Origin of the sequence: Winogradskyella psychrotolerans (genome assembly GCF_018860565.1) — a bacterium.
Classification (GTDB): Bacteria; Bacteroidota; Bacteroidia; order Flavobacteriales; family Flavobacteriaceae; genus Winogradskyella; species Winogradskyella damuponensis.
The window spans coordinates 68731-89476 of record NZ_JAHKPS010000028.1; the positions used below are offsets into that span (position 1 = coordinate 68731).

At 35.4% G+C, this 20746-nt stretch carries 13 protein-coding genes; 9 read left to right on the plus strand and 4 right to left on the minus strand.

Going from position 1 to position 20746, the window contains the following annotated elements; all coding sequences use genetic code 11:
• The first annotated feature begins 74 nt into the window (after nt 1-74).
• The 5 genes from KO504_RS14120 to KO504_RS14140 all read left to right on the plus strand — a co-directional run bounded on the left by KO504_RS14120 (nt 75) and on the right by KO504_RS14140 (nt 7882).
• Nucleotides 75-1745, plus strand: a complete 1671-nt coding sequence (locus KO504_RS14120; RefSeq protein ID WP_215927884.1) for an MFS transporter — start codon at nt 75-77, stop codon at nt 1743-1745.
• Between the two features lie 15 nt (nt 1746-1760).
• Nucleotides 1761-2762 (plus strand): isoaspartyl peptidase/L-asparaginase family protein, encoded by a 1002-nt coding sequence (locus KO504_RS14125; RefSeq protein WP_215927885.1) that lies wholly within the window; start codon nt 1761-1763, stop codon nt 2760-2762.
• Nucleotides 2763-2824: 62 nt separating this feature from the next.
• Nucleotides 2825-4750: a histidine kinase dimerization/phosphoacceptor domain -containing protein gene (locus KO504_RS14130; RefSeq protein WP_215927886.1), complete on the plus strand. Its 1926-nt coding sequence runs from the start codon at nt 2825-2827 to the stop codon at nt 4748-4750.
• 103 nt (nt 4751-4853) lie between these two features.
• Nucleotides 4854-5543: a LytR/AlgR family response regulator transcription factor gene (locus tag KO504_RS14135; protein ID WP_215927887.1), complete on the plus strand. Its 690-nt coding sequence runs from the start codon at nt 4854-4856 to the stop codon at nt 5541-5543.
• Between the two features lie 218 nt (nt 5544-5761).
• The gene (locus KO504_RS14140; RefSeq protein ID WP_215927889.1) at nt 5762-7882 is read left to right on the plus strand and encodes a tail fiber domain-containing protein; all 2121 of its coding nucleotides are present in this window, start codon (nt 5762-5764) and stop codon (nt 7880-7882) included.
• A gap of 239 nt (nt 7883-8121) precedes the next feature.
• Here KO504_RS14140 and KO504_RS14145 read toward each other — a convergent pair whose 3' ends face one another.
• Nucleotides 8122-9534, minus strand: a complete 1413-nt coding sequence (locus tag KO504_RS14145) for an aldehyde dehydrogenase family protein (RefSeq protein WP_215927891.1) — start codon at nt 9532-9534, stop codon at nt 8122-8124.
• A gap of 277 nt (nt 9535-9811) precedes the next feature.
• Here KO504_RS14145 and KO504_RS14150 point away from each other — a divergent pair, with 277 nt between their 5' ends.
• Nucleotides 9812-10072 carry a hypothetical protein gene (locus KO504_RS14150; protein WP_215927893.1) on the plus strand — a complete coding sequence of 87 codons (261 nt, stop codon included), beginning with the start codon at nt 9812-9814 and terminating at the stop codon, nt 10070-10072.
• A 110-nt stretch (nt 10073-10182) separates the two neighbouring features.
• Here the strand turns inward: KO504_RS14150 and cphA are convergent, their stop codons facing one another.
• Complete coding sequence (cphA, locus tag KO504_RS14155) at nt 10183-12825, minus strand: cyanophycin synthetase (RefSeq protein ID WP_215927894.1); 2643 nt, start codon at nt 12823-12825, stop codon at nt 10183-10185.
• Between the two features lie 97 nt (nt 12826-12922).
• Between cphA and KO504_RS14160 the strand changes: the two genes are divergently transcribed.
• On the plus strand, nt 12923-13786 hold the full coding sequence (locus tag KO504_RS14160; protein WP_215927896.1) for a cyanophycinase: 864 nt from the start codon (nt 12923-12925) through the stop codon (nt 13784-13786).
• A gap of 182 nt (nt 13787-13968) precedes the next feature.
• Here KO504_RS14160 and KO504_RS14165 read toward each other — a convergent pair whose 3' ends face one another.
• Nucleotides 13969-15975 carry a T9SS type A sorting domain-containing protein gene (locus tag KO504_RS14165; protein ID WP_215927898.1) on the minus strand — a complete coding sequence of 669 codons (2007 nt, stop codon included), beginning with the start codon at nt 15973-15975 and terminating at the stop codon, nt 13969-13971.
• 52 nt (nt 15976-16027) lie between these two features.
• On the opposite strand from KO504_RS14165, the gene KO504_RS14170 reads away from it, so the two are divergent.
• The gene (locus tag KO504_RS14170; RefSeq protein ID WP_215927900.1) at nt 16028-16387 is read left to right on the plus strand and encodes a hypothetical protein; all 360 of its coding nucleotides are present in this window, start codon (nt 16028-16030) and stop codon (nt 16385-16387) included.
• A 198-nt stretch (nt 16388-16585) separates the two neighbouring features.
• Here KO504_RS14170 and KO504_RS14175 read toward each other — a convergent pair whose 3' ends face one another.
• A complete protein-coding gene (locus tag KO504_RS14175; protein WP_215927901.1) occupies nt 16586-17515 on the minus strand; it encodes an isoaspartyl peptidase/L-asparaginase family protein in 930 nt (309 codons plus the stop codon).
• A gap of 364 nt (nt 17516-17879) precedes the next feature.
• Between KO504_RS14175 and polA the strand changes: the two genes are divergently transcribed.
• Entirely contained in the window at nt 17880-20732 is a 2853-nt protein-coding gene (gene polA / locus KO504_RS14180; protein WP_215927903.1) for a DNA polymerase I, read from the plus strand.
• Nucleotides 20733-20746: the final 14 nt, after the last annotated feature.

Genomic DNA, 20746 nt, shown 5'->3' on the forward strand with positions numbered 1-20746 from the left:
TAACCATTTAAGATTGTATTAGCAACAAAACACAATTTAAGCAAGACCTTTAAACTAACTAACCATTTATAACAATGAACAATCAAAATAACAAATCAGCATTAGCAACTCTATGTACGGTTTTCTTTTTCTGGGGATTTATTGCAGCATCAAATAGTGTCTTTATTCCATTTTGCAAAACCTATTTTAATATTGACCAGTTTCAATCGCAATTAGTTGATTTTGCTTTTTATGGTGCCTATTATATTGGTGCGCTATCATTATTTGTAATGTCTAGTGCTGTAAAGCGTGATATATTAAATAATTGGGGTTACAAAAATGGTATTGTTTACGGCTTACTGTTATCTGCAATAGGAGCTTTTGTAATGTATCCTGCAACTGCTGGTGCAGAACAAGGCCAAACAGAGGTATTCTATTTTGTGCTTATCGCTTTTTTCATTGTAGCACTAGGATTTTCATTACAACAAACTGCAGCAAACCCGTTTGCTGTTGCACTGGGTGATCCAAAAACAGGCTCACATCGCTTAAATTTAACAGGAGGTATAAATTCCTTTGGTACAACTATTGGCCCAATTGTAGTAAGCCTTGCTATTTTTGGTTCTGCTTCTTGGTCTACTGAGCAATTAGCTGAAAAAATTAACACCAATGACATTACGTTGGTCACCGTACAAGTTTTATATATGTGCGTTGGTGCTTTATTTTTAATTGCAGCAGCACTATTTCATTTTTCAAAAAAACTACCAGCTCTTAAATCCGAAACCGCTTTTGAACCCGCTAATAAAGCTAGAAACTTATTAATTATTTTAACCTTAGTTATCGTCGGTTGTTTTGGTTATATTTTTAGCACGTACTCAGGAGACGCTGTTGCTACTGAAGACATAGAGCACACTAGATTAATCATTTTGTTTATTGCACTATTGGCAGTAATAGCAACTGTTTTTATAGCAAACTCTAGTGCTTCTAAAAATCCGGATGGTTGGGGAGCCATGAAATACCCTCAACTTGTTTTAGGCATGCTAGCTATATTTACTTATGTTGGTGTAGAAGTCACCATAGGAAGTAATCTTGGAGAACTTTTAAAGCAAGGTGTAGAAAACACTGGCTTAAATACTATAGGTTTACCTGTCTTAAATGATTCGGAATTAGGAAAATATATTTCCATGTATTGGGGCGGACTAATGATTGGACGATGGGTTGGTGCTGTTACTGTTTTTAATCCAAGTAAAGGGTTAAAAAAAGCACTTCTAATTATAGTACCTTATGTGGCATTTGCTGTAATCATTTTGGCTAATTTGGTTAAATACAGTTTTACAACAAATGAAATTCTATTTTTTGCCATCTGTATTGCGGTTCAAATTGGAGGTTTCTTTTTAGCAAAAGACAATCCTGTTCAAACTTTAAAAATATTCAGTCTTTTAGGAATGTTAGGAATGCTAATTGGTCTCTTTACCTCAGGTAATGTTGCTTTATTTGCCTTCTTGTCTGGTGGTTTATTTTGCTCAATTATGTGGCCTTGTATTTTTACACTAAGCATTGCTGGCTTAGGAAAATACACCTCTCAAGGTTCAGCTTTTTTAATTATGATGATTTTAGGTGGTGCTATTATTCCTCCTGTACAAGGAAAATTGGCCGACGTCTTTAATATTCAAACCTCATACTGGATTGCTGTAGCTTGTTTTGGGTATTTATTATTCTATGCCTTTAGAACAAAAACGGTTTTAGACAAACAAGGTGTTACATATTAACGAAAATAATTTTCGATGAAAAGACGCGATTTTATAAAAAACACATCGTTAACCGGAGTTGGTTTTGCTGTTGGTGGTACACTTGTAAATTGTGCAGAAAATTCTACTGAAACGAAAGCATCAACAGTTAATGTAGAAAAAGCCTCACTACCAATAGTCATTGCAACTTGGCATGTTGAAAACGCCACAGCCAAAGCTATGGAAATATTAAAAAAAGGAGGAAATGCTCTAGATGCCGTAGAACAAGGTTGCAGAATAGAAGAAGCTAACGAAAAAGGACAAACCGTTGGTATAGGTGGTTTGCCAGACAGAGATGGTAATGTTACTTTAGATGCCTCCATAATGGATAAACATGGAAATTGTGGATCTGTAGTATATCTTCAAAATATAACCCATGCTGTTTCTGTGGCAAGAAAAGTGATGGAAGACACACCACATGTAATGCTCGCTGGTGAAGGCGCCAAACAATTTGCCATTTCAAAAGGCTTTAAACCCGAAAACCTACTAACTGAAGCTTCAAAAAAAGCATGGGAAAAATGGAAAATTGAAGCCAAATACAAACCCATTATCAATATAGAAAATCATGATACCATTGGCATGTTAGCCATTGATAAAAATGGAGATATTTCTGGTGCTTGTACTACAAGTGGCTTAGCTTACAAGATGGGAGGACGTGTTGGTGACAGCCCAATAATAGGTTCTGGGTTGTTTGTAGATAATGAAATAGGAGCATGTGCAGCTACTGGTTTAGGCGAAGAGGTCGCAAAAACTGTCGGTAGTTTTTTAGTTGTAGAATTAATGCGGCAGGGCAAATCTCCTCAAGAAGCCTGTGAAGAAGCAATTAGCAGAATTGTAAATAAACCTAATAGCAATTACAAGAATTTTCAAGTAGGATATATTGCTATTAATAAAAAAGGAGAAACAGGAAGTTATTCAATTCATCAGTGGTTTAGTATGACTAAATTTCAAGATGGAAAAAACGAACAAATTCAATCGGATTATTATAATAAGACATAAATGCTTAAATTGTAGGAAATTAACCAACCTACATAATATTGAAATATACTTATTTTATATTCTTGCTCAGTTTTTTAAGTTTTCTGCCAGCACAGAACAATTTAGATAAGCAAAAAGTCATAGACTCATTAATTAGCACTGTAGATACTTACACTGATAATTATGAAAAAATAAGAGTCCTTACAAGTAATGCTGGCCAATTTCGATACTCAAAAGATTCGCGTGCTTTAATTGATAAAGCCATCAGCATTTCTAAAAGAAACAATGATGCTAAGCTATTTGCTAATTCATATTATTCCTTAGGAAACTTCTTCTATTACAACAGCCAATTAGATTCCGCTGAGATATATTTAGATAAATCTATTTCTTATGTCAATGATAAGACAATGCCCTTTTTAAGAGCTTCTAATTTAATGACAAAAAGTGGCATTTATAGCAAACAAGGCAATATTCCTTTAGCGCTTGCTACAATGTTAAATTCTAAACGTGCTTTAGACAAAATAGATAGTTTAAAATTAGATAAAAAACAACGTTCAAAATTCAAAGGTGAAAGTTTAGTGCTCAATAACGCATTAGCTAACTATTACAATCAAATGGAAGAATTTGATAAAGCCGTTGGTTATTATAATGATGCTTATGAAGCAGCACTGAATTTAGGTTCTTTTGCTAATGCTGGTATTATAATTTCTAACAAAGGAGAACTGCTTTTAAGTCAAGGAAAATATGAAGAAGCGCTTAAACTATTTAACGAAGGAAAAGTACTTAAAGAAAAAGGGAAAGCTCCTATGCGTTTTATTATGAGTTCTGTACTAAATATTGGAAATGCACACTCTAAGCTAAAAAATTATGATAAAGCACTTAAAAACTTAAATGAAGCTCATAATTACTATGAAGAAGCAGGTGTAACTGAAAATTTAACCATTGCAAAGAATTATAGAGGTAACCTTTATTTTGAAACAGGAAAACACAATTTAGCTATTGAGGATTGCGACAAAGCTAAATCTCTAGCAATAGAAACTGGAAATTTAGAACTAACAGCTGAAGCTTGCGATTGCTTATCTAAAACTTACAAAGCTACTCGTAATTATGATAAAGCTTTGGATAATTTTCAACTTTTGACTAAAACTAAGGATTCCATTTTCAATAAAAACAACATTAAAAAACAAACGCAACAAGAAATGGAATATGAGTTTAACAAAACTCAGGAACTTAATGCCATTGAACTAGAAGCTAAGGAAAAGCAGAGCAAGTTGTATTCTTACCTAGCAGTATTAGGTTTGCTATTAGTTTTAGTTTTAGGGTTTTTCTCTTATAGAAATAAAAAGCAAAGTATTACACTAGCCAAACAAAAGAAACTATTAGAAGCATCCGTAGATGAAAAAAATGTACTACTTAAAGAAACACATCATCGCGTAAAAAATAGTTTTCAAATTGTATCTAGTCTTTTGTATTTACAATCTGAAAGCGTTGAAGACAAAGAAGCTAAAATTGCCATTAAAGAAGCTGAAAACAGAGTACGTTCTATGGTATTAATTCATCAAAAATTATACAATAAGGATGAACTGGTAGGCATTAATACCCACGATTATTTTAATGATTTAGTACGTGACATTTTTGAAAGTCATCAATTTGAGTCAGAAGCCATCAAATACGAATTAAATGTAGAATCTTTGGTTTTAGATATTGAAACCATTACTCCAATAGGCTTAATTTTAAACGAGCTTATTGTAAATACCATAAAACACGCTTTTGATAAGGTGACACCAGAAAGCAAAATTAATATTCAATTTCATAAAGAAGCAGAACAATTAGTATTAAAAGTAATTGATAATGGCAAAGGGTTTGAAGGGGAAATAAAAAGCACTTCTTTTGGCATCACTTTAATGAAAGCATTGTCTAAAAAGCTCAAGGCTACTTTAAATTATAAATCAGAACTCAATAAAGGCACAGAAGCCACCTTAGTTATAAATAAATACAAGCTTCTTTAGGAATACTAAAAGTCTTATTCACTAAATAAAATGAGGCATTTACTAAAAAAAGAGACCATTAACAAAGCTTTTAAACTAGATTAAGACTCTAAATAAATAAAGTTTGAAATCCCTAAACATCTTTATCGTTGAAGACGAACCTTTAATAGTTTCTACTATTGAAGTCGCATTACGCAAACAAGGTTTTTTTGCTATTGGTGATGCTGAAGATTACACAACCGCTCTGCGAGATATAGAATTGCTAAAACCAGACTTAACGCTTCTTGATATTCAACTTTCTGGAGATAAAGATGGTGTAGATTTGGCCACAGAATTAGATAAAAAAAACATTCCTTATTTATTTCTTTCATCTCAAACAGATCCAAATACCATTGAGCGTGTTAAGCATACTAATCCACTTGGTTATATTGTAAAGCCCTTTACAGAAACCAGTTTAAGAACCAATATTGAATTGGCATGGCATAATTACAACGAATCAAAGCAACATTTTTTAAGTATAAAACACGAAGGCAGACTGCATCGTATTAATCAGAACTCAATACAATATTTAAAAGCATTCGATAACTATTGTTACATAGTTACCAAAACTGAAACTTATTTAGTACCACATACGCTCAAACACATTTACGAACAATTACAAGGCAATGATTTTATTAAAGCACATCGTTCTTATGTGGTCAACTTAAAACACATTCTTAGTGTTAACAAAAACACCATCTCTCTTATTGACGAAAGTATTCCTGTAAGTGCTTCACAGAAAAGTTTAGTCGTTAGTAGGCTAAAAAGCCTATAGTTAAGATTAACGGAACTCAGTAAAAAACACATTTCTTACGTTAATCTGTATTCACTATAAAAAAAAGTGCGTTCACTAAAAATAGTAGTCTAAAAGACTGATTTTAAACTAGATTTATTTTAGCTATTAATCAGTCTTTATAATTGAAAAAACAATTTCTCTACAAAAATCATCACTCAAATTGTTTTTAGAAGAAGACTACTCAAAAACGTGCTATTATGAAAACAAAATTACGACTTTCATGTTCATTTACCTTTCTATTTATTCTTTCCGTTGCGGCACAAGTAGGTGTTGGTAATACTAATCCACAAGCCCAATTAGACATCTCTGCAAGCAGCACTTCTAGTCCTGCAAACAGTGATGGTATTTTAATTCCACGTATGAGTAATTTCCCATCTACACCAGGTGCCACAAGAGATGGTATGCTTATTTTTTACACAGGAACAGGAGCTTCAGGAAAGGGGTTTTATTATTATAATCACGGTACTGGTTGGGTTATAATAAATAGTAAGGATGATCAAAACCTATTAACACCTAATTTAGTTGGAACAACTTTAAATTTAGGTATCGAAAACGGAACAGGAACCGCTATCAATTTAGCTCCATTACAAGATGGAACAGGAACCGATAACCAAACCATTGATAATTTGAGTTTAAGTGGAACAACATTAAGACTTTCTTTAGAAAATGACGGGCAGCCTTTACAAACAGTAAACTTAGCGTCATTGCAAGACGGAACGGGAACCGATAATCAAAATATTCAAAGCCTAGGGTTTAATTCATCAACAAATATGCTCACAGTTGGCATAGAAAATGGCACATCTCAATCTGTTAATTTATCTGCTTTAGATAGTGGAGGCGACATCATTCAAGTTAATGCAGGCACTGGTCTTACAGGAGGAGGAGCAACGGGTAATGTAACGCTTAATGCTGTTGGTACAAATGGACTTACAACAAATGCCAATGATATTAGGCTTGGTGGAAGTCTTATTCAGAATACAACAATAACCAACGGAGTTAATGATTTAAATATAAATATTAACAGTACTGGAACATTTAAAGTACAAGATGCTGGCGTTAACAAACTTGAAGTCAATGCCTTTGGTGACACCGTACTTGGAGGTGATCTATATTTAAGAGATGAAAATTCTAACGCAACATCTACAGTAATAGCAAGATTTATAGATGATGCAGATGATGGTAGGCTTCAAATAATGGAAAACGGAATTGTTTCAGTTGACTTAGATGCCAATTCACAATTTGTTTTTAACGAACAAGGACTAGACAGAAATTTTAGAATAGAATCAAATGCAAATAGTGGAATGTTTAACCTTGACGCAGGGCTCAACAGAGTATCTATAGGCGCTGTTAATAATGCAGGCACCTTTAATGTTACAGGTAATTCTTTCTTTTCTGATGATATTTACCTTAGAGACGGTTCTGTAAGCGGAGGAGATATATTAGCCAGACTTTATGATAGTGCCGACGATGGTGTTTTAGATATTTACCAAAATAATGCTGTAAGTCATAAGATACATGGTAATGGAGCTACTGTTTTTAATGAACTTGGAACAGCTGTAAATGATTTTAGAATGGAGTCAGATACAAGACCCTATTTATTTTGGTTAGATGCTAGTGCAAATGTTATAAGATTTGGAAATAATGATACCGCTGGATATGCAGAGAACGGCAATACAAGAATGGTAAATTCATTTAACACTACAATAAACTATGTTGCAGATTTTGAACTTGGCTCAAACAATAGAGATACAACAGTAGGAATTGGAAGTACAGAGTTCTTACATGATGCTGGTAATTTATACGTTATGCTTCATGGAAGATTATTACCGTATGATGATAATGCAAGATCTTTAGGCACTTCAAATTGGAGATGGCAATCACTTTGGGCAGTAGATGGTACAATTAATACCAGCGACCTAAGGCAAAAAAAGAATATAAAGCCCCTAAAATATGGTTTAGAAAAGCTAATGCAAATAGAGACTATTACGTACAAATGGAAAGATGCAACCAACCAAGCTACTAAGATTGGCTTTTCTGCACAAAACTTATTAGAAACAATTCCTGAGGTTGTTGTAACAGAAGAATCTGTAACTATAGATGAAGAAACAGGTGCAGAAGAAATGCGTCCTGTAACAAATCTAGGTGTGTATTACTCGGATATTATTCCTGTAACTGTAAAAGCCATACAAGAACTAAACACCAAAGTAGAAACTTTAGAAGCTGAAAATAAAAACTTAAAACAACAATTAAGCAAGTTAGAACAGTTAGAAGCAAGACTTTTAGCTTTAGAAAGAAATACTAATACAACAGGAGATTAAAAAATTAATAATTGTTTAAAGGAACAATTATGTTTTTGAGGAAAAGGCCGCTGTAGGGAGCGGCTTTTTCGTTTTTAATAAATTTATCAAATCCTACGTAATGTTATTCACTAAAGAAAAGAAGCTATTCACTAAATAAAACTGATTTCTTCATGCATTTACGCTAATTTTATAAAGCTATTATTTTAGTAGAATTATATATTTAGGTAAAAGTCGCTGTAGGGAGCGACTTTTTCTTTTTAAAACCACTTTATGGTCCATCTTGCCAATTTCTCCTTAAAACTACTATAAGGCGGAAACAACAACTCTGTAACTCCAAATGTATGTTGCTTCATTACCGAACGTTCATTACTAAATGCCTTAAACCCAAAAAAACCATGACTCTTACCAATACCACTATTATTAACACCTCCAAAAGGTAAATTATGATTGGCGTAATGCAACACACTATTATTAATACACGTCCCTCCTGCCCTAGTATTATTCATGATTTTTCTAGTATTAACTTTACTTTTACTATAAATATAAAGTGCCAATGGCCTCGGTTTAGAATTAATGTATTTAATTGCTTCATCTAAATTTTCATAAGTGACTATAGGTAAAATAGGCCCAAATATTTCATCTTCTAATAATTTAGCTTCAGGTTTTAAATCGGAAATTAAAGTCGGTTCTATATATTTTGAAGCACTATCGGTTTCACCTCCTACTTCAAAAGTTGCCTTTAGAGCTCTTGCATTTTCGAGATAAGAATTTAAACGTTCAAAATGCTTATCTGTTACTATTTTTCCATAAGAATCTGATGTTTTTGGATAATCATTATAATAGCTTTTAAGCCATTTTTTACACGATGTAATAAATTGAGTTTTTATACTTTCATCTATTAAAATATAATCGGGAGCCACACAAATTTGCCCACAGTTCAGAAATTTTGCCCACATAATTTTCTTTGCTGCTTTATCTATATTAGCCGTTTTATCTACTATGGTTGGAGATTTCCCGCCAAGTTCTAAGGTTACAGAAGCCAAATGTTTAGATGCTGCTTCCATAACAATTTTCCCCACGTTTGGAGAACCGGTAAAAAAGATATGATTAAAAGGGAGTTTTAACAACTGCGTAGAGACCTCAACCTCACCTTGCACCAAAGCCACTTCATCTTCTAAAAACACATCTGCAATAATTTTAGACATTAATGCAGAAGAATGCGGTGTCATCTCAGAGGGCTTTATAATTGCCGTGTTTCCTGCAGCTATAGCTGATACTAAAGGACCAAAAGTAAGATTGAAAGGAAAATTCCAAGGAGAAATAATTAAACAAACCCCTTTGGGCTCATATGTAATATAAGAACTAGATCCCAACATAGACATTGGTGTTTCTACCCTTTGCTTTTGAGTCCATTGCTTTAAATGCTTTTTAGCATGTTTAATATCTCCTATGATGGCAAAAATTTCTGTAAGTTCTGTTTCTACCACAGGTTTCCCTAAATCTTTTTGCAGAGCCTCCTGAATTTGAGTTCTATAAGTAACCTCAATAGCACGCTGAAGTTGGGTTAAAATCTTACGCCTTTCCTTATAACTACGATTCCCTACTGCATATTGGTTTTCTCGTTGTTTTAAAAACAGTTTAAAATATGGATTACTATTAACATCATTCATAATAAAATGTCTATTTATATGTGTTTCAAGTCCGTTTAATGTATTTCGTCGATAAAAGATATTATAATATGCTTTTTATCTTAAAAACAAGATCGTTTAACATAAATACCAACGTATTTAAAGGGCTAGCGGCACAATTTATGCATTTCAACGATGTTTTTTGTCGCCATTTCCCATTTAACAGTTTATCGATATACTTCATCTAAAAATTTTAGCCACGCTCTCAATGTTATGTTTCTTTGACTCGAAGTTAAAACAAATATAACTTCTTACGATTATGAAAAACGCTTTAATCTTCTTATTATTCTTAACAGTATCTTTTACTGGATTTGCACAACAAGACGTAACAGCTAATACTGAAAATGAAATCGTAGAAACTGTTAAAGTTGAAAAAGTAGAATCTAAAACAATTGAAGCTTCTGCTAAAATTAAAGCTAAGGTTTTAAAAATGAATCGTAAAAAAAGTAACGAAATCATCAGTATTAAAGCGTATAGAAAAAGTCTTCAAATTAAAGTTAAGACTGTAAAGCTTTGTTAAGCCTAACAAAAAATGCTATTAACCATATATAATGCTATTAACCATATATTGTTAAAAAAAGCCGAAACTCACGTTTCGGCTTTTTTGTTTTTTATAAGGTTATAAAATCATTAATCTGCATAATTCAGTTCACCTCTAGCTTCTTGCTCTTTAAATTTCTTTACCAATTCTAAAGCATCTGGAATTACATCACTACACAATATAATAAGCGAACCTTTTACGGCATTCTTAACCGCATATTTAATCGCCTCTTTTTCTGATGGAATTATAGTCGTCTTCTTATTAGGATCTCGTTTCTTTATGCCATCATCTAGCATTTTAATTAACTCCTGCTCAGTTTTTCCTCTTAAGCGTTTATCTTGTCTAATAATAATTTCATCAAACATATCGGCAGCAATAGCTCCCATTTCGTTATTATCTTCAACACGTCGGTCTCCAATACCTGCAATAATACCAACTTTTACGGTCGCTTCAAGTTCATCTGTAAAATTCTGCAAGGCCCGCATTCCGGCTGGATTATGTGCATAATCTAATAAAATAGTAAAGTCTTTAAATTCAAATAGATTTAATCGTCCTGGTGTTTGTGCTGCGGAAGGTATAAAGGTTTCTAAACCGGCTTTCATATCCTCTATGCTAATACCTTGCACATGTGCTCCTAAAACCGCTGCCAATACATTCTGAATCATAAATGTTGCTTTTCCGCCGTAGGTTAACGGAATATTCTCAGCTTTCATTATTCGCATTTTCCATTCGCCTCTACAAATTGTCACATAACCATTCTCATAAACCGCTGTAATACCATTTAAGCGCTGTAAAGCTTTAATGTGTGGATTATTCTCATCCATAGAAAACAAGGCTACATTACAGTCTAAACTGCGTCGCATATCATACACCAAATCATCATCAGCATTCAAAATCGCATAGCCATCCGGTAGTACCGTTTCTGGCACCACCCCTTTTACTTTTGCCAACTGCTCTATGGTATGAATTCCTTTTAAGCCTAAATGATCAGCTGCCACATTGGTTACAATAGCCACATCACATTTTTTAAAGCCCAAACCGGCTCTTAATAAACCTCCACGTGCACATTCTAAAACCGCAAAATTCACCGTTGGATCTTTTAAGACAAACTCTGCACTTGCAGGACCTGTACAATCACCTGTCATTAACAAGCGATTCTGAATATAAACACCATCACTGGTTGTATAACCCACACGATAGCCATTCATTTTAGCGATATGAGCCATTAATCTAGAAGTCGTTGTTTTTCCATTAGTTCCTGTAATAGCTATAATTGGAATACGACCTGTATCTCCCTTTTGAGGAAATAATTTATCAATTACAGGAGCCGCCACATTACGAGGCAATCCGGATGTTGGTGCTAAGTGCATTCTAAATCCAGGACCTGCGTTAACTTCCAATACAGCTCCTCCTGTTTCTGAAAGTGGCTTAGAAATATCGGTGGTCATAATATCAATACCACAAATATCTAAATCAATAATTTTTGAAATACGTTCGGCCATACTCACATTGGAAGGGTGAATAATATCGGTAATATCTTCAGCGGTACCTCCTGTGCTTAAATTAGCCGTGTCTTTTAAAATTAAACGTTCACCTTCTGCAATAACAGAATCTAGAGTATAACCAGCATCTTTAATGATGGTTTTAGTTAGTTCGTTTACTGTAATCTGTGTTAATACATTTTCATGTCCAAAGCCACGACGCGGATCACTATTCACTTTATCAATCAATTCTTGTACTGTAGACGTACCATCTCCAATAACATGAGCAGGAGTTCTAATCGCTCCAGCCACTAACTTATTATTAATCACCAGCAATCTATAATCCTGACCTACGATAAATTTCTCAACGATAATCGCCCCACTTTTAGAACTTTCTTTAGCATGATGAAACGCCGCTAATGCATCCTCATAATTTTGAATATCTACAGTGATACCACGACCGTGATTACCATCAATAGGCTTAATAACTAAGGGGTAACCAACATAATCACAAGCCTCTTCTAAACTGCGTTCCCGTCTAATAATATCTCCACGAGGCACTTCAACCTCAGCTTGTTCTAATAAATACTTGGTATCTTCTTTATCACAAGCCAACTCTACTCCAATACTACTTGTTTCACTGGTCACTGTAGCCTGAATACGTTTCTGATTCGCACCATAACCCAACTGACAAAGCGAATATTTATTAAGACGAATCCAAGGAATACCACGCGCTTCGGCTTCTTCAACAATAGAACCTGTACTTGGCCCTAAACGATCGGCTTCACGCAATTCTCTCATCTCCTGAATATCATCAGTCAAGTCGTAATCCTCTCCAGCAATTAAGGCTTCACATATTCTAACGGCAGCTTTAGCAGCAAAGCGTCCAACGGATTCTTCCATATATGAAAACACCACACTATACACCCCTTTTTCTCCGTAACCACGTGTACGTCCAAAGCCCGTATCCATACCTGCAAGGGTTTGAATCTCTAAGGCAATATGCTCTATAATATGCCCCATCCATGTACCTTCATCAACACGCATAAAAAAACCACCTGCACAACCTTCGGAACAGCGATGCGAATACATACTCGGAAACATGGCTTTTAAGCGCTCCGGAAAGCCTTCAATCTTGTTAGAGGGTAATTCTTCCATCTCTTCAAGATCGAGAACCATTACAATTAATTTATGTCGCCTTACTGACCAGTAATTAGGTCCTCTCATCGCATTAATTTCGCGTATTTTCATGTTAGTTGGTTTGTTTTAGTTATTGAAAGATTCTAAATATAGTATTTTTCACTAAAAAAATTGGCTTATTTTTGCGCAATATTTTTAGATAAAAATTATGCAGAAGATTAAAGGAACCTTAATACCAATTGGCGGAAATGAAGATAAAGGCATTGAGGAAAGTGAAATTTACACTTTAGAATTTATTGATGATGGTATTTTATTCCACGTGGTAGAAGCCGCTGGTGGCATTGAGGCTAACATTGTAGTAATTCCCACAGCATCAAGTATTCCGGTTGAAGTTGGTGAAAATTACTTAACTGCATTTTCTACTTTAGGTTGTAAACATGTTGAAGTCTTAGACATTCGTTCTAAAGAAGATGCTGAAACCGAACATGCCATTGAATTGATTAAAAATGCAGATTGCGTGATGCTTTCTGGTGGTGACCAATCTAAAATTACAGACAAAATTGGAGGCACAACGATTCATTCCATTTTAATGGAACGTTATAAAAACGACGAAGGTTTTGTTATCGCTGGTACCAGTGCCGGCGCTATGGTAATGGCTAATGAAATGATTGCAGGCGGAAGCGCTTCGGAATCCTTTATTAAAGGTGCTGTAAATATGTATAAAGGTTTAGGATTAATTCCTGAATTGATTATAGACACCCATTTTGTTCGTCGTGGTCGTTTTGGAAGACAATCTGAAGCCGTTGCTAAATTCCCTAATTTAATTGGATTTGGACTCGCTGAAGATACAGGTATGATTATTAAAAACGGAAATGACTGTACCGTAATTGGATCAGGAATGGTCATTGTTTTTGACGGAAGTACATTAACGCATAACAACGAAACAATATTAGAAGAAGGCACACCAATGACTATTGCTAATCTTACGATTCATGTCCTTTCTAATGGTGATGAGTACAATATTAAAACTCGAAAAGTGAAGGTGTTACCTATTGAAGCTCCTTTTATCTAAATTCCTGCGAAGGCAGGAATCTCATTACTTTTTACTGGATTCTTCTGTTTTAGATAAATCTTGACACAGAGATGCCTAGAGTTTTCGCGGTAATGCTCAGAGAGAAAAATCTAAACAAGAAAAATTTACCGACTTCTCATTTCATTACCCATAAATAGATACTTCATCAATGCCAATAGAAGTTATGTTTTGGTGAATTTTATGAATGTTTTGTTTTCTTCATCAACCGACGACAGACCTAAAATATACACTCCTGAAGCTAGGTAAGATACTGATATTGTTTCATGATTTTCATTAGATAATTTAGAAAACACCTGTTGCCCTATGAGATTGTAAATAGTTATCGTCATATTGTTTTTTAAATTAACGATTTGAATAAAATCATCGGCAGGATTAGGATATACCCGAATTGCATTATCATAGACAGGATCTTGAACAGACATTGTATTGGTGTTATATTCAGAAGATATGTACATGCAATTACAATCATCCCGAAACTTTACGGAATATATTGCAGGTTCAGAATCATTTAGTTCCAAATATTCGTTGTTGGCTTCTGGGATGTCTGTGCCATTTTTTGTCCACTGATAATCAAAGAAATTGAAGGGAGCATACAGAACATTATCAACTTCCGTGATCAAAAATTCATCGCGTAGGCAATGGTTAAAATCTAGTTTTGCAATAAATCCTGAAAAGCTTCCCGGTTCCTTGGTTTCCTTATAAGCACTACTAGTGGCCAAACCATCAATATCTGTAACTCCTGTTGCGTAAAAACTGTCATGCCCTATTAAACTTATGCTATTGATGCCCTCATCAAATGGCTTACTCCAGTTAAGATTCCCAGTAGTGTCCAATGACGTAATAAACCCTTTATAATTACCTGTATGTGGCACATAACTGCATTCTGTGTCGAAATAAAAGTCTGTACTTTGGGTACCTCCCGCTATTTGTAGTTCTTCATTGCCATAAGTGCCTTCAACAACCATGGAGTTGGTATAGCCCAACAAGGTACCCACTCCGCTCAAATAAGTAGTCTCATTACTATTACCACCAATATATGTTCCCCACTGTTTTTGCCCTAACTCGTTGTACTTCAACAAAATCATATCCCACTGTCCTCCACCGTAATCAGCACCATAGGTACCTATAGTACCAAGGTCTGTACTACCTACCAAGCCGTAAACAAATATATTTTCCTGACCTGTTAATTCGTTGCTTGTAGTTTTTATATCAAAATACCTATCAACACTGCCGTCACCGCCTAAAAATGTACTCCATATTCTATTGCCCAAAGTATCAAATTTTGCTAAAAATCCTATAGAATTATTGGTATTAGCATCTCGGGTATCGATTTCTGCTCCTGGTGATGCAATGTTGGTTGCACTTATGGTGCCTCCAGACACATAAAGATAGCCTTCCTTACTCAGCGTAATGTTATAAATTTGGTCTGTGTCTTCTCCACCAAGGTACGTGCACCAAATTCTATTGCCAGCACTGCTAAACTTTGCAATAAACCCATCTGTATGTCCACCAAAATATTCAGGTTGAAATGTTCCAGAAGTACCCAACCCTTCATAGGTAGAGGTTCCAGTAATATAAATATCATTGGTAGCAGTATCTATGGCAAGTCCAGAGTATAAAGCATTACCTCCCAAACCAAAATAAGTACTCCATAGCAATGTACCGTTTTGCGAAAATTTTGCCAAAAAAATGTTCGGGTTGGTAGCTCCAGACTCCCAAACGGTAAACTCTTGAAAAGCACCAGGCGTTGTGATGTTGGTATGAGCCTCATTAGATCCTGTGAGGATAATATTGCCATCAGCATCAAGAGCCATGTTGCTCAATCTATCTGTGCCAGACCCTCCATAATAAGTGCTCCAAACCAGATTACCCGCAGTATCCCATTTGGAAAGGAACATATCTCGATGCTGAGCAAAATTTGGGTTATTATCATAGTCATAAAGTTGTTCTTGATGTGCTCCTGATGTCGCAATCCCTAATGTATCGCTAGTAACACCCGCTACGTATATATAATTGTTAATGCTGTCAAACACTACTTGAGATGGATGTGTACGACTGTAAGTGTAACTGTCGTTTTGTACTCCAAAATAGGTGAGCCAGTCCAAGGAAGCCTGCCCAAACAAAGCTGAAGAAAGAAAAAAAGAAAATAATACGGCAAAACATTTCATTGTTTTAACATTTTTTTTTTTTTAAATTTATAAAAATTATACAACAAACCTTATGAAAAAACTTATTTTAACATTAGTATTTGTAATGACTACGGTTATAGTTTATGCAAATAATTTAACGGTAATTAATACAACTGGATGCACATATACCATATATACGGATGGTGGATGGTTTACTATTGCCCCTTCTGGAACTGAATACTTTCCATCTCCTTATGATATAGGAAATGGAACACCTGCAGATGACGACTTTCACGTTGTAAAAGTAGTACTTGGTTCTGATGCGACTCATGTTACCGAGTATGGTCCTTTTACCAATACAAGCGCAAATAATCATGCCTGCAATGGTGGTTCGCCATTTAATATTATGTGGAGTGCGGCAGGACCTAATGTAGTGGTCACTATCTATTAAATTTTAAAAGATTGGTACTGTTAAATTTCACAAACCTTTTCTGGAATCTGAAAAGGTTTGTAAAAATAATGGGATTAAAATAGTAAAGTTTTTAAATGGTTGGCAATAGTATCTCATACTAACACTACTTAAAAATATTTATAAGCTTAGGTATAAATTATTGCGTATTCCAAAGTACATTTTATCTATTTAATACTATTACCCATAAATAGATACTTCATCAATGCCAATAGAAGATTTCTGACCACGATACATCCCTTCGGTATTAAAAGGCATCGCTATGTTTCCTTTTGCATCTACTGCTATTAATCCACCATCGCCTCCAATCTCTAAGATTCTTTTATTAATGACTTCTTCTGAAGCTTCTTTTACAGACATGCCTTTGTGCTCCATTAAACAGGCCACATCGTAAGCCACCACGCCTCTAATAAAAAACTCACCACTACCTGTACAACTAATCGCGCACGTTTTATTGTTGGCGTAATTTCCTGCTCCAATCATCGGACTATCTCCAACACGTCCCCATTTTTTATTGGTCATACCACCTGTTGAGGTTGCTGCCGCAATATTACCCTCTTGGTCGCAGGCCACGGCTCCAACGGTTCCAAATTTTGAATCTTTTTTTGTTGAATGATCTAACTGAAAACTATCGGTATCTTTAATTTCTAACCATTGGTTATGCCTAAATTCGTCATAGAAATAAGACGCATCCTCTAACTTATAGTTGAGTTCCTTAGCAAACTGCATTGCTCCTTCACCTGCTAAAAACACATGTTCGCTCTTTTCCATAACATCACGAGCCAAACACACCGGGTTTTTAATTCCTGTAATTAAACTCACTGCTCCTGCATTCAAGGTTTTACCATCCATAATACTCGCATCCATTTCATGAGATTCGGTGGCTGTAAATACCGAACCTTTACCTGCATTAAACAAAGGAGAATCTTCTAAAACTTTAACCGACGCTTCCACAGCATCTAAGGCTGTTCCTCCATTTTCAAGTAAATAATATCCAGCATCAAGCGCACCCTTTAATGCGGCTTTATATTGTGCTTCTAATTCTGGTGTCATCATGCCTTTGACTAAAGTTCCGGCACCTCCGTGAATGGCTATTGAGAATGTTTTCATGAGTATCATTTAAGTTTGGAAAATTACGAATTGCTTTTGAAATAAACGCTTTAGTTTTTGTAATTTGCAGGCTATTGGTTTACTTAAGCCAAACCATTATATTCCACTGTCATTTCGAGCGCAGTCGAGAACTTAAAACCTAGTGTTTTAATGAGCTTTCGACAACATTCAAAGTGACATTAATTTTCAAATTAACGCAATATCATTTTTTGTTTAGGTTAGCTTATATGGAAAATGATGATTTTTTTAGATAATGCGAGAAAGAAAAATTAAACATAGCCATAGCTACGTTTCATTTTTATTTTGAAGCAGAAATGAAAAAAGAGTATTTTGCAAAGCTCACTTAAATAAAATATGATATAAAATGTCAGATCAAAAACGCCTATTTCTCGTTGATGCCTACGCCCTAATTTTTCGTGGCTATTACGCTTTTATAAAAAACCCAAGAATCAATTCTAAAGGAGAAGATACCTCAGCCATTATGGGCTTTATGAATTCCCTTTTAGATGTCATTAAACGCGAACGTCCAGATCATTTAGCCGTTTGTTTTGATAAAGGAGGTAGTGCAGATCGTGTAGAACTATTTGAAGCTTACAAGGCCAACAGAGATGAAACACCTGAAGGCATCAAAACCGCTGTGCCTTATATCTACGAAATCTTAAAAGCCATGCACATTCCAATTATGGTCAAAGAAGGTTTTGAAGCAGATGACGTCATTGGTACCTTAGCTAAAAAAGCAGAAAAGGAAGGCTACAAAACCTTTATGGTGACTCCAGATAAAGATTTTGCACAGCTCGTTTCAGAGAACATATTTATGTACCGACCAGTTTTTGGTGGTGGTTACGAAACTTGGGGCATCCCAGAAGTACAAAAGAAATTTGAAGTTACCGATCCCCTACAAGTCATAGATTATTTAGGAATGATGGGAGATGCTTCTGATAACATCCCTGGCTTACCTGGTGTTGGAGAAAAAACAGCCAAGAAGTTTCTGAAAGCATACGGCAGCATGGAAAACCTTTTTGCAAATTCACATGAGCTAAAAGGCAAAATGAAAGAAAAAATTGAAGCCAATCAAGAACTCGGTCTATTATCTAAAAAATTAGCCACCATCATGCTCGATGTTCCTGTGGATTTTAATGCTGAAGATTTTGAAATGTCAGAACCTGATATTCCAAAAGTCACCGAAATTTTTCAAGAATTAGAATTTAGACGTCTCATTGATAATTTTAATAAAACCTTTTCTGCTGAAGCCATGCAGTCTGGCGGAACTTCAACTCCAACCTCAGCTACAAAGGAAGCTCCTAAAACTACTCCAACCGAAGAAAAATCAGCTGGCGCTGGTCAGTTCTCCTTATTTGGTGGTGCAGAACCATCAACAACCGAAGCCGTATCTGAGTTCACCCGAAAAACTGCCGAAACCACCTCACATTTTTACCAAAGTATCGCTTCTGGTATGGCCACCAAATTGTTCGTTAAGAATTTAATGAATCAAACTTCGGTGTGTTTTGATACCGAAACCACAGGTTTAAATCCCTTAACCGCAGAGCTTGTAGGTATTGCCTTTTCTTGGGAAACTGGCAAAGGGTTTTACGTCCCATTTCCAGAGGATAAAAATGAAGCTCAAGAACTCATAGAAACGTTTAGACCGTTTTTTGAAAGCGAGAATATCGAGAAAATAGGTCAGAATCTAAAATACGACATCAAAGTATTAGCTAAATATAACATTACCGTTAAAGGCAAACTCTTTGACACTATGTTAGCGCATTATTTAATTAATGCCGATATGCGTCACAATATGGACGTCTTAGCAGAAACCTATTTAAACTACACACCAATTTCTATCGTTGACCTCATTGGCAAAAAAGGTAAAAACCAATTGTCTATGCGCGATGTGCCGTTAGAAAAGCTCACCGAATACGCCGTAGAAGATGCTGATATCACCTTACAATTAAAAGAACATTTCACCACGGAATTAGGCGAAGCCAATACGCAGAAATTATTTGATGAAATTGAAATTCCACTGTTGCGCGTGTTAGCCGCCATGGAATTAGAAGGTATTAATCTCGATATTGATTTTCTAAACTCCTTAGCAGAAGCCTTAAATAACGACATCCAAAGCCTTGAAAAAAGTATCTATGAAGCTGCTGGAGAAGAATTCAATATTGCCTCTCCAAAGCAATTAGGTATTGTGTTGTTTGAAAAAATGAAATTAGTTGATAAACCTAAAAAAACCAAAACAGGGCAATACAAAACCGGAGAAGATATTTTATCGGCTTTAGCTAAAGACCATGACATCATTCAACAAATATTAGACTACAGAGGACTCACCAAGCTAAAAAGCACCTATGTAGATGCTTTACCGCTTCAGGTTGAAGACAGCACAGGACGTGTGCATACCGACTACATGCAAACCGTTGCCGCAACTGGCCGTTTAAGTAGTAACAATCCAAACTTACAGAATATCCCTATCCGTACCGAGCGTGGTCGCCAAGTGCGAAAAGCCTTTGTACCAAGAAACGAAGACTACATTTTACTGGCTGCCGATTATTCGCAAATAGAATTACGAATCATTGCTGCTTTAAGTGAAGAAGAAACCATGATTGAAGCCTTTAAAAATGGTGAAGATATTCATGCCTCAACGGCATCCAAAGTATTTGGTGTGCCATTGGCTGAAGTCACCAGAGAACAACGTAGCAATGCCAAAACCGTTAATTTCGGAATCATCTATGGTGTATCTGCCTTTGGCTTAAGTAACCAAACCGATTTATCGCGTGGTGAAGCCAAAGAGCTCATTGACACCTATTACGAAACCTATCCAAAATTAAAAGCCTACATGAGTAAGCAAGTCGATTTTGCAAGAGATCATGGCTATGTCTCTACCGTTTTGGGTCGTCGTCGGTATTTAAAAGACATCAACTCACGTAACGCTGTGGTGCGAGGTGCCGCAGAACGAAATGCCGTTAACGCACCCATACAAGGAAGCGCTGCCGACATCATTAAAATAGCGATGATTAATATTTTCAACAAGCTAGAAGCAGGCAATTATAAATCGAAGATGCTCTTACAAGTACATGATGAATTGGTCTTTGACATCTACAAACCAGAACTCGAAGAACTCACGACCTTAATTAAAACGGAAATGGAAAGTGCATTTACCCTAGAAGTGCCTTTGGATGTTGAAGTGGATACAGGGTTGAATTGGTTGGAGGCGCATTAAAGAAATTGAAATAA

Excerpts from the sequence above, each read along its gene's own strand:
- KO504_RS14120 (WP_215927884.1), top strand. The coding sequence starts at position 75 with ATGAACAATCAAAATAACAAATCAGCATTAGCAACTCTATGTACGGTT.
- KO504_RS14125 (WP_215927885.1), top strand. The coding sequence starts at position 1,761 with ATGAAAAGACGCGATTTTATAAAAAACACATCGTTAACCGGAGTTGGT.
- KO504_RS14140 (WP_215927889.1), top strand. The coding sequence starts at position 5,762 with ATGAAAACAAAATTACGACTTTCATGTTCATTTACCTTTCTATTTATT.
- KO504_RS14145 (WP_215927891.1), bottom strand. The coding sequence starts at position 9,534 with ATGAATGATGTTAATAGTAATCCATATTTTAAACTGTTTTTAAAACAA.
- KO504_RS14150 (WP_215927893.1), top strand. The coding sequence starts at position 9,812 with ATGAAAAACGCTTTAATCTTCTTATTATTCTTAACAGTATCTTTTACT.
- cphA (WP_215927894.1), bottom strand. The coding sequence starts at position 12,825 with ATGAAAATACGCGAAATTAATGCGATGAGAGGACCTAATTACTGGTCA.
- KO504_RS14160 (WP_215927896.1), top strand. The coding sequence starts at position 12,923 with ATGCAGAAGATTAAAGGAACCTTAATACCAATTGGCGGAAATGAAGAT.
- KO504_RS14165 (WP_215927898.1), bottom strand. The coding sequence starts at position 15,975 with ATGAAATGTTTTGCCGTATTATTTTCTTTTTTTCTTTCTTCAGCTTTG.
- KO504_RS14170 (WP_215927900.1), top strand. The coding sequence starts at position 16,028 with ATGAAAAAACTTATTTTAACATTAGTATTTGTAATGACTACGGTTATA.
- KO504_RS14175 (WP_215927901.1), bottom strand. The coding sequence starts at position 17,515 with ATGAAAACATTCTCAATAGCCATTCACGGAGGTGCCGGAACTTTAGTC.
- polA (WP_215927903.1), top strand. The coding sequence starts at position 17,880 with ATGTCAGATCAAAAACGCCTATTTCTCGTTGATGCCTACGCCCTAATT.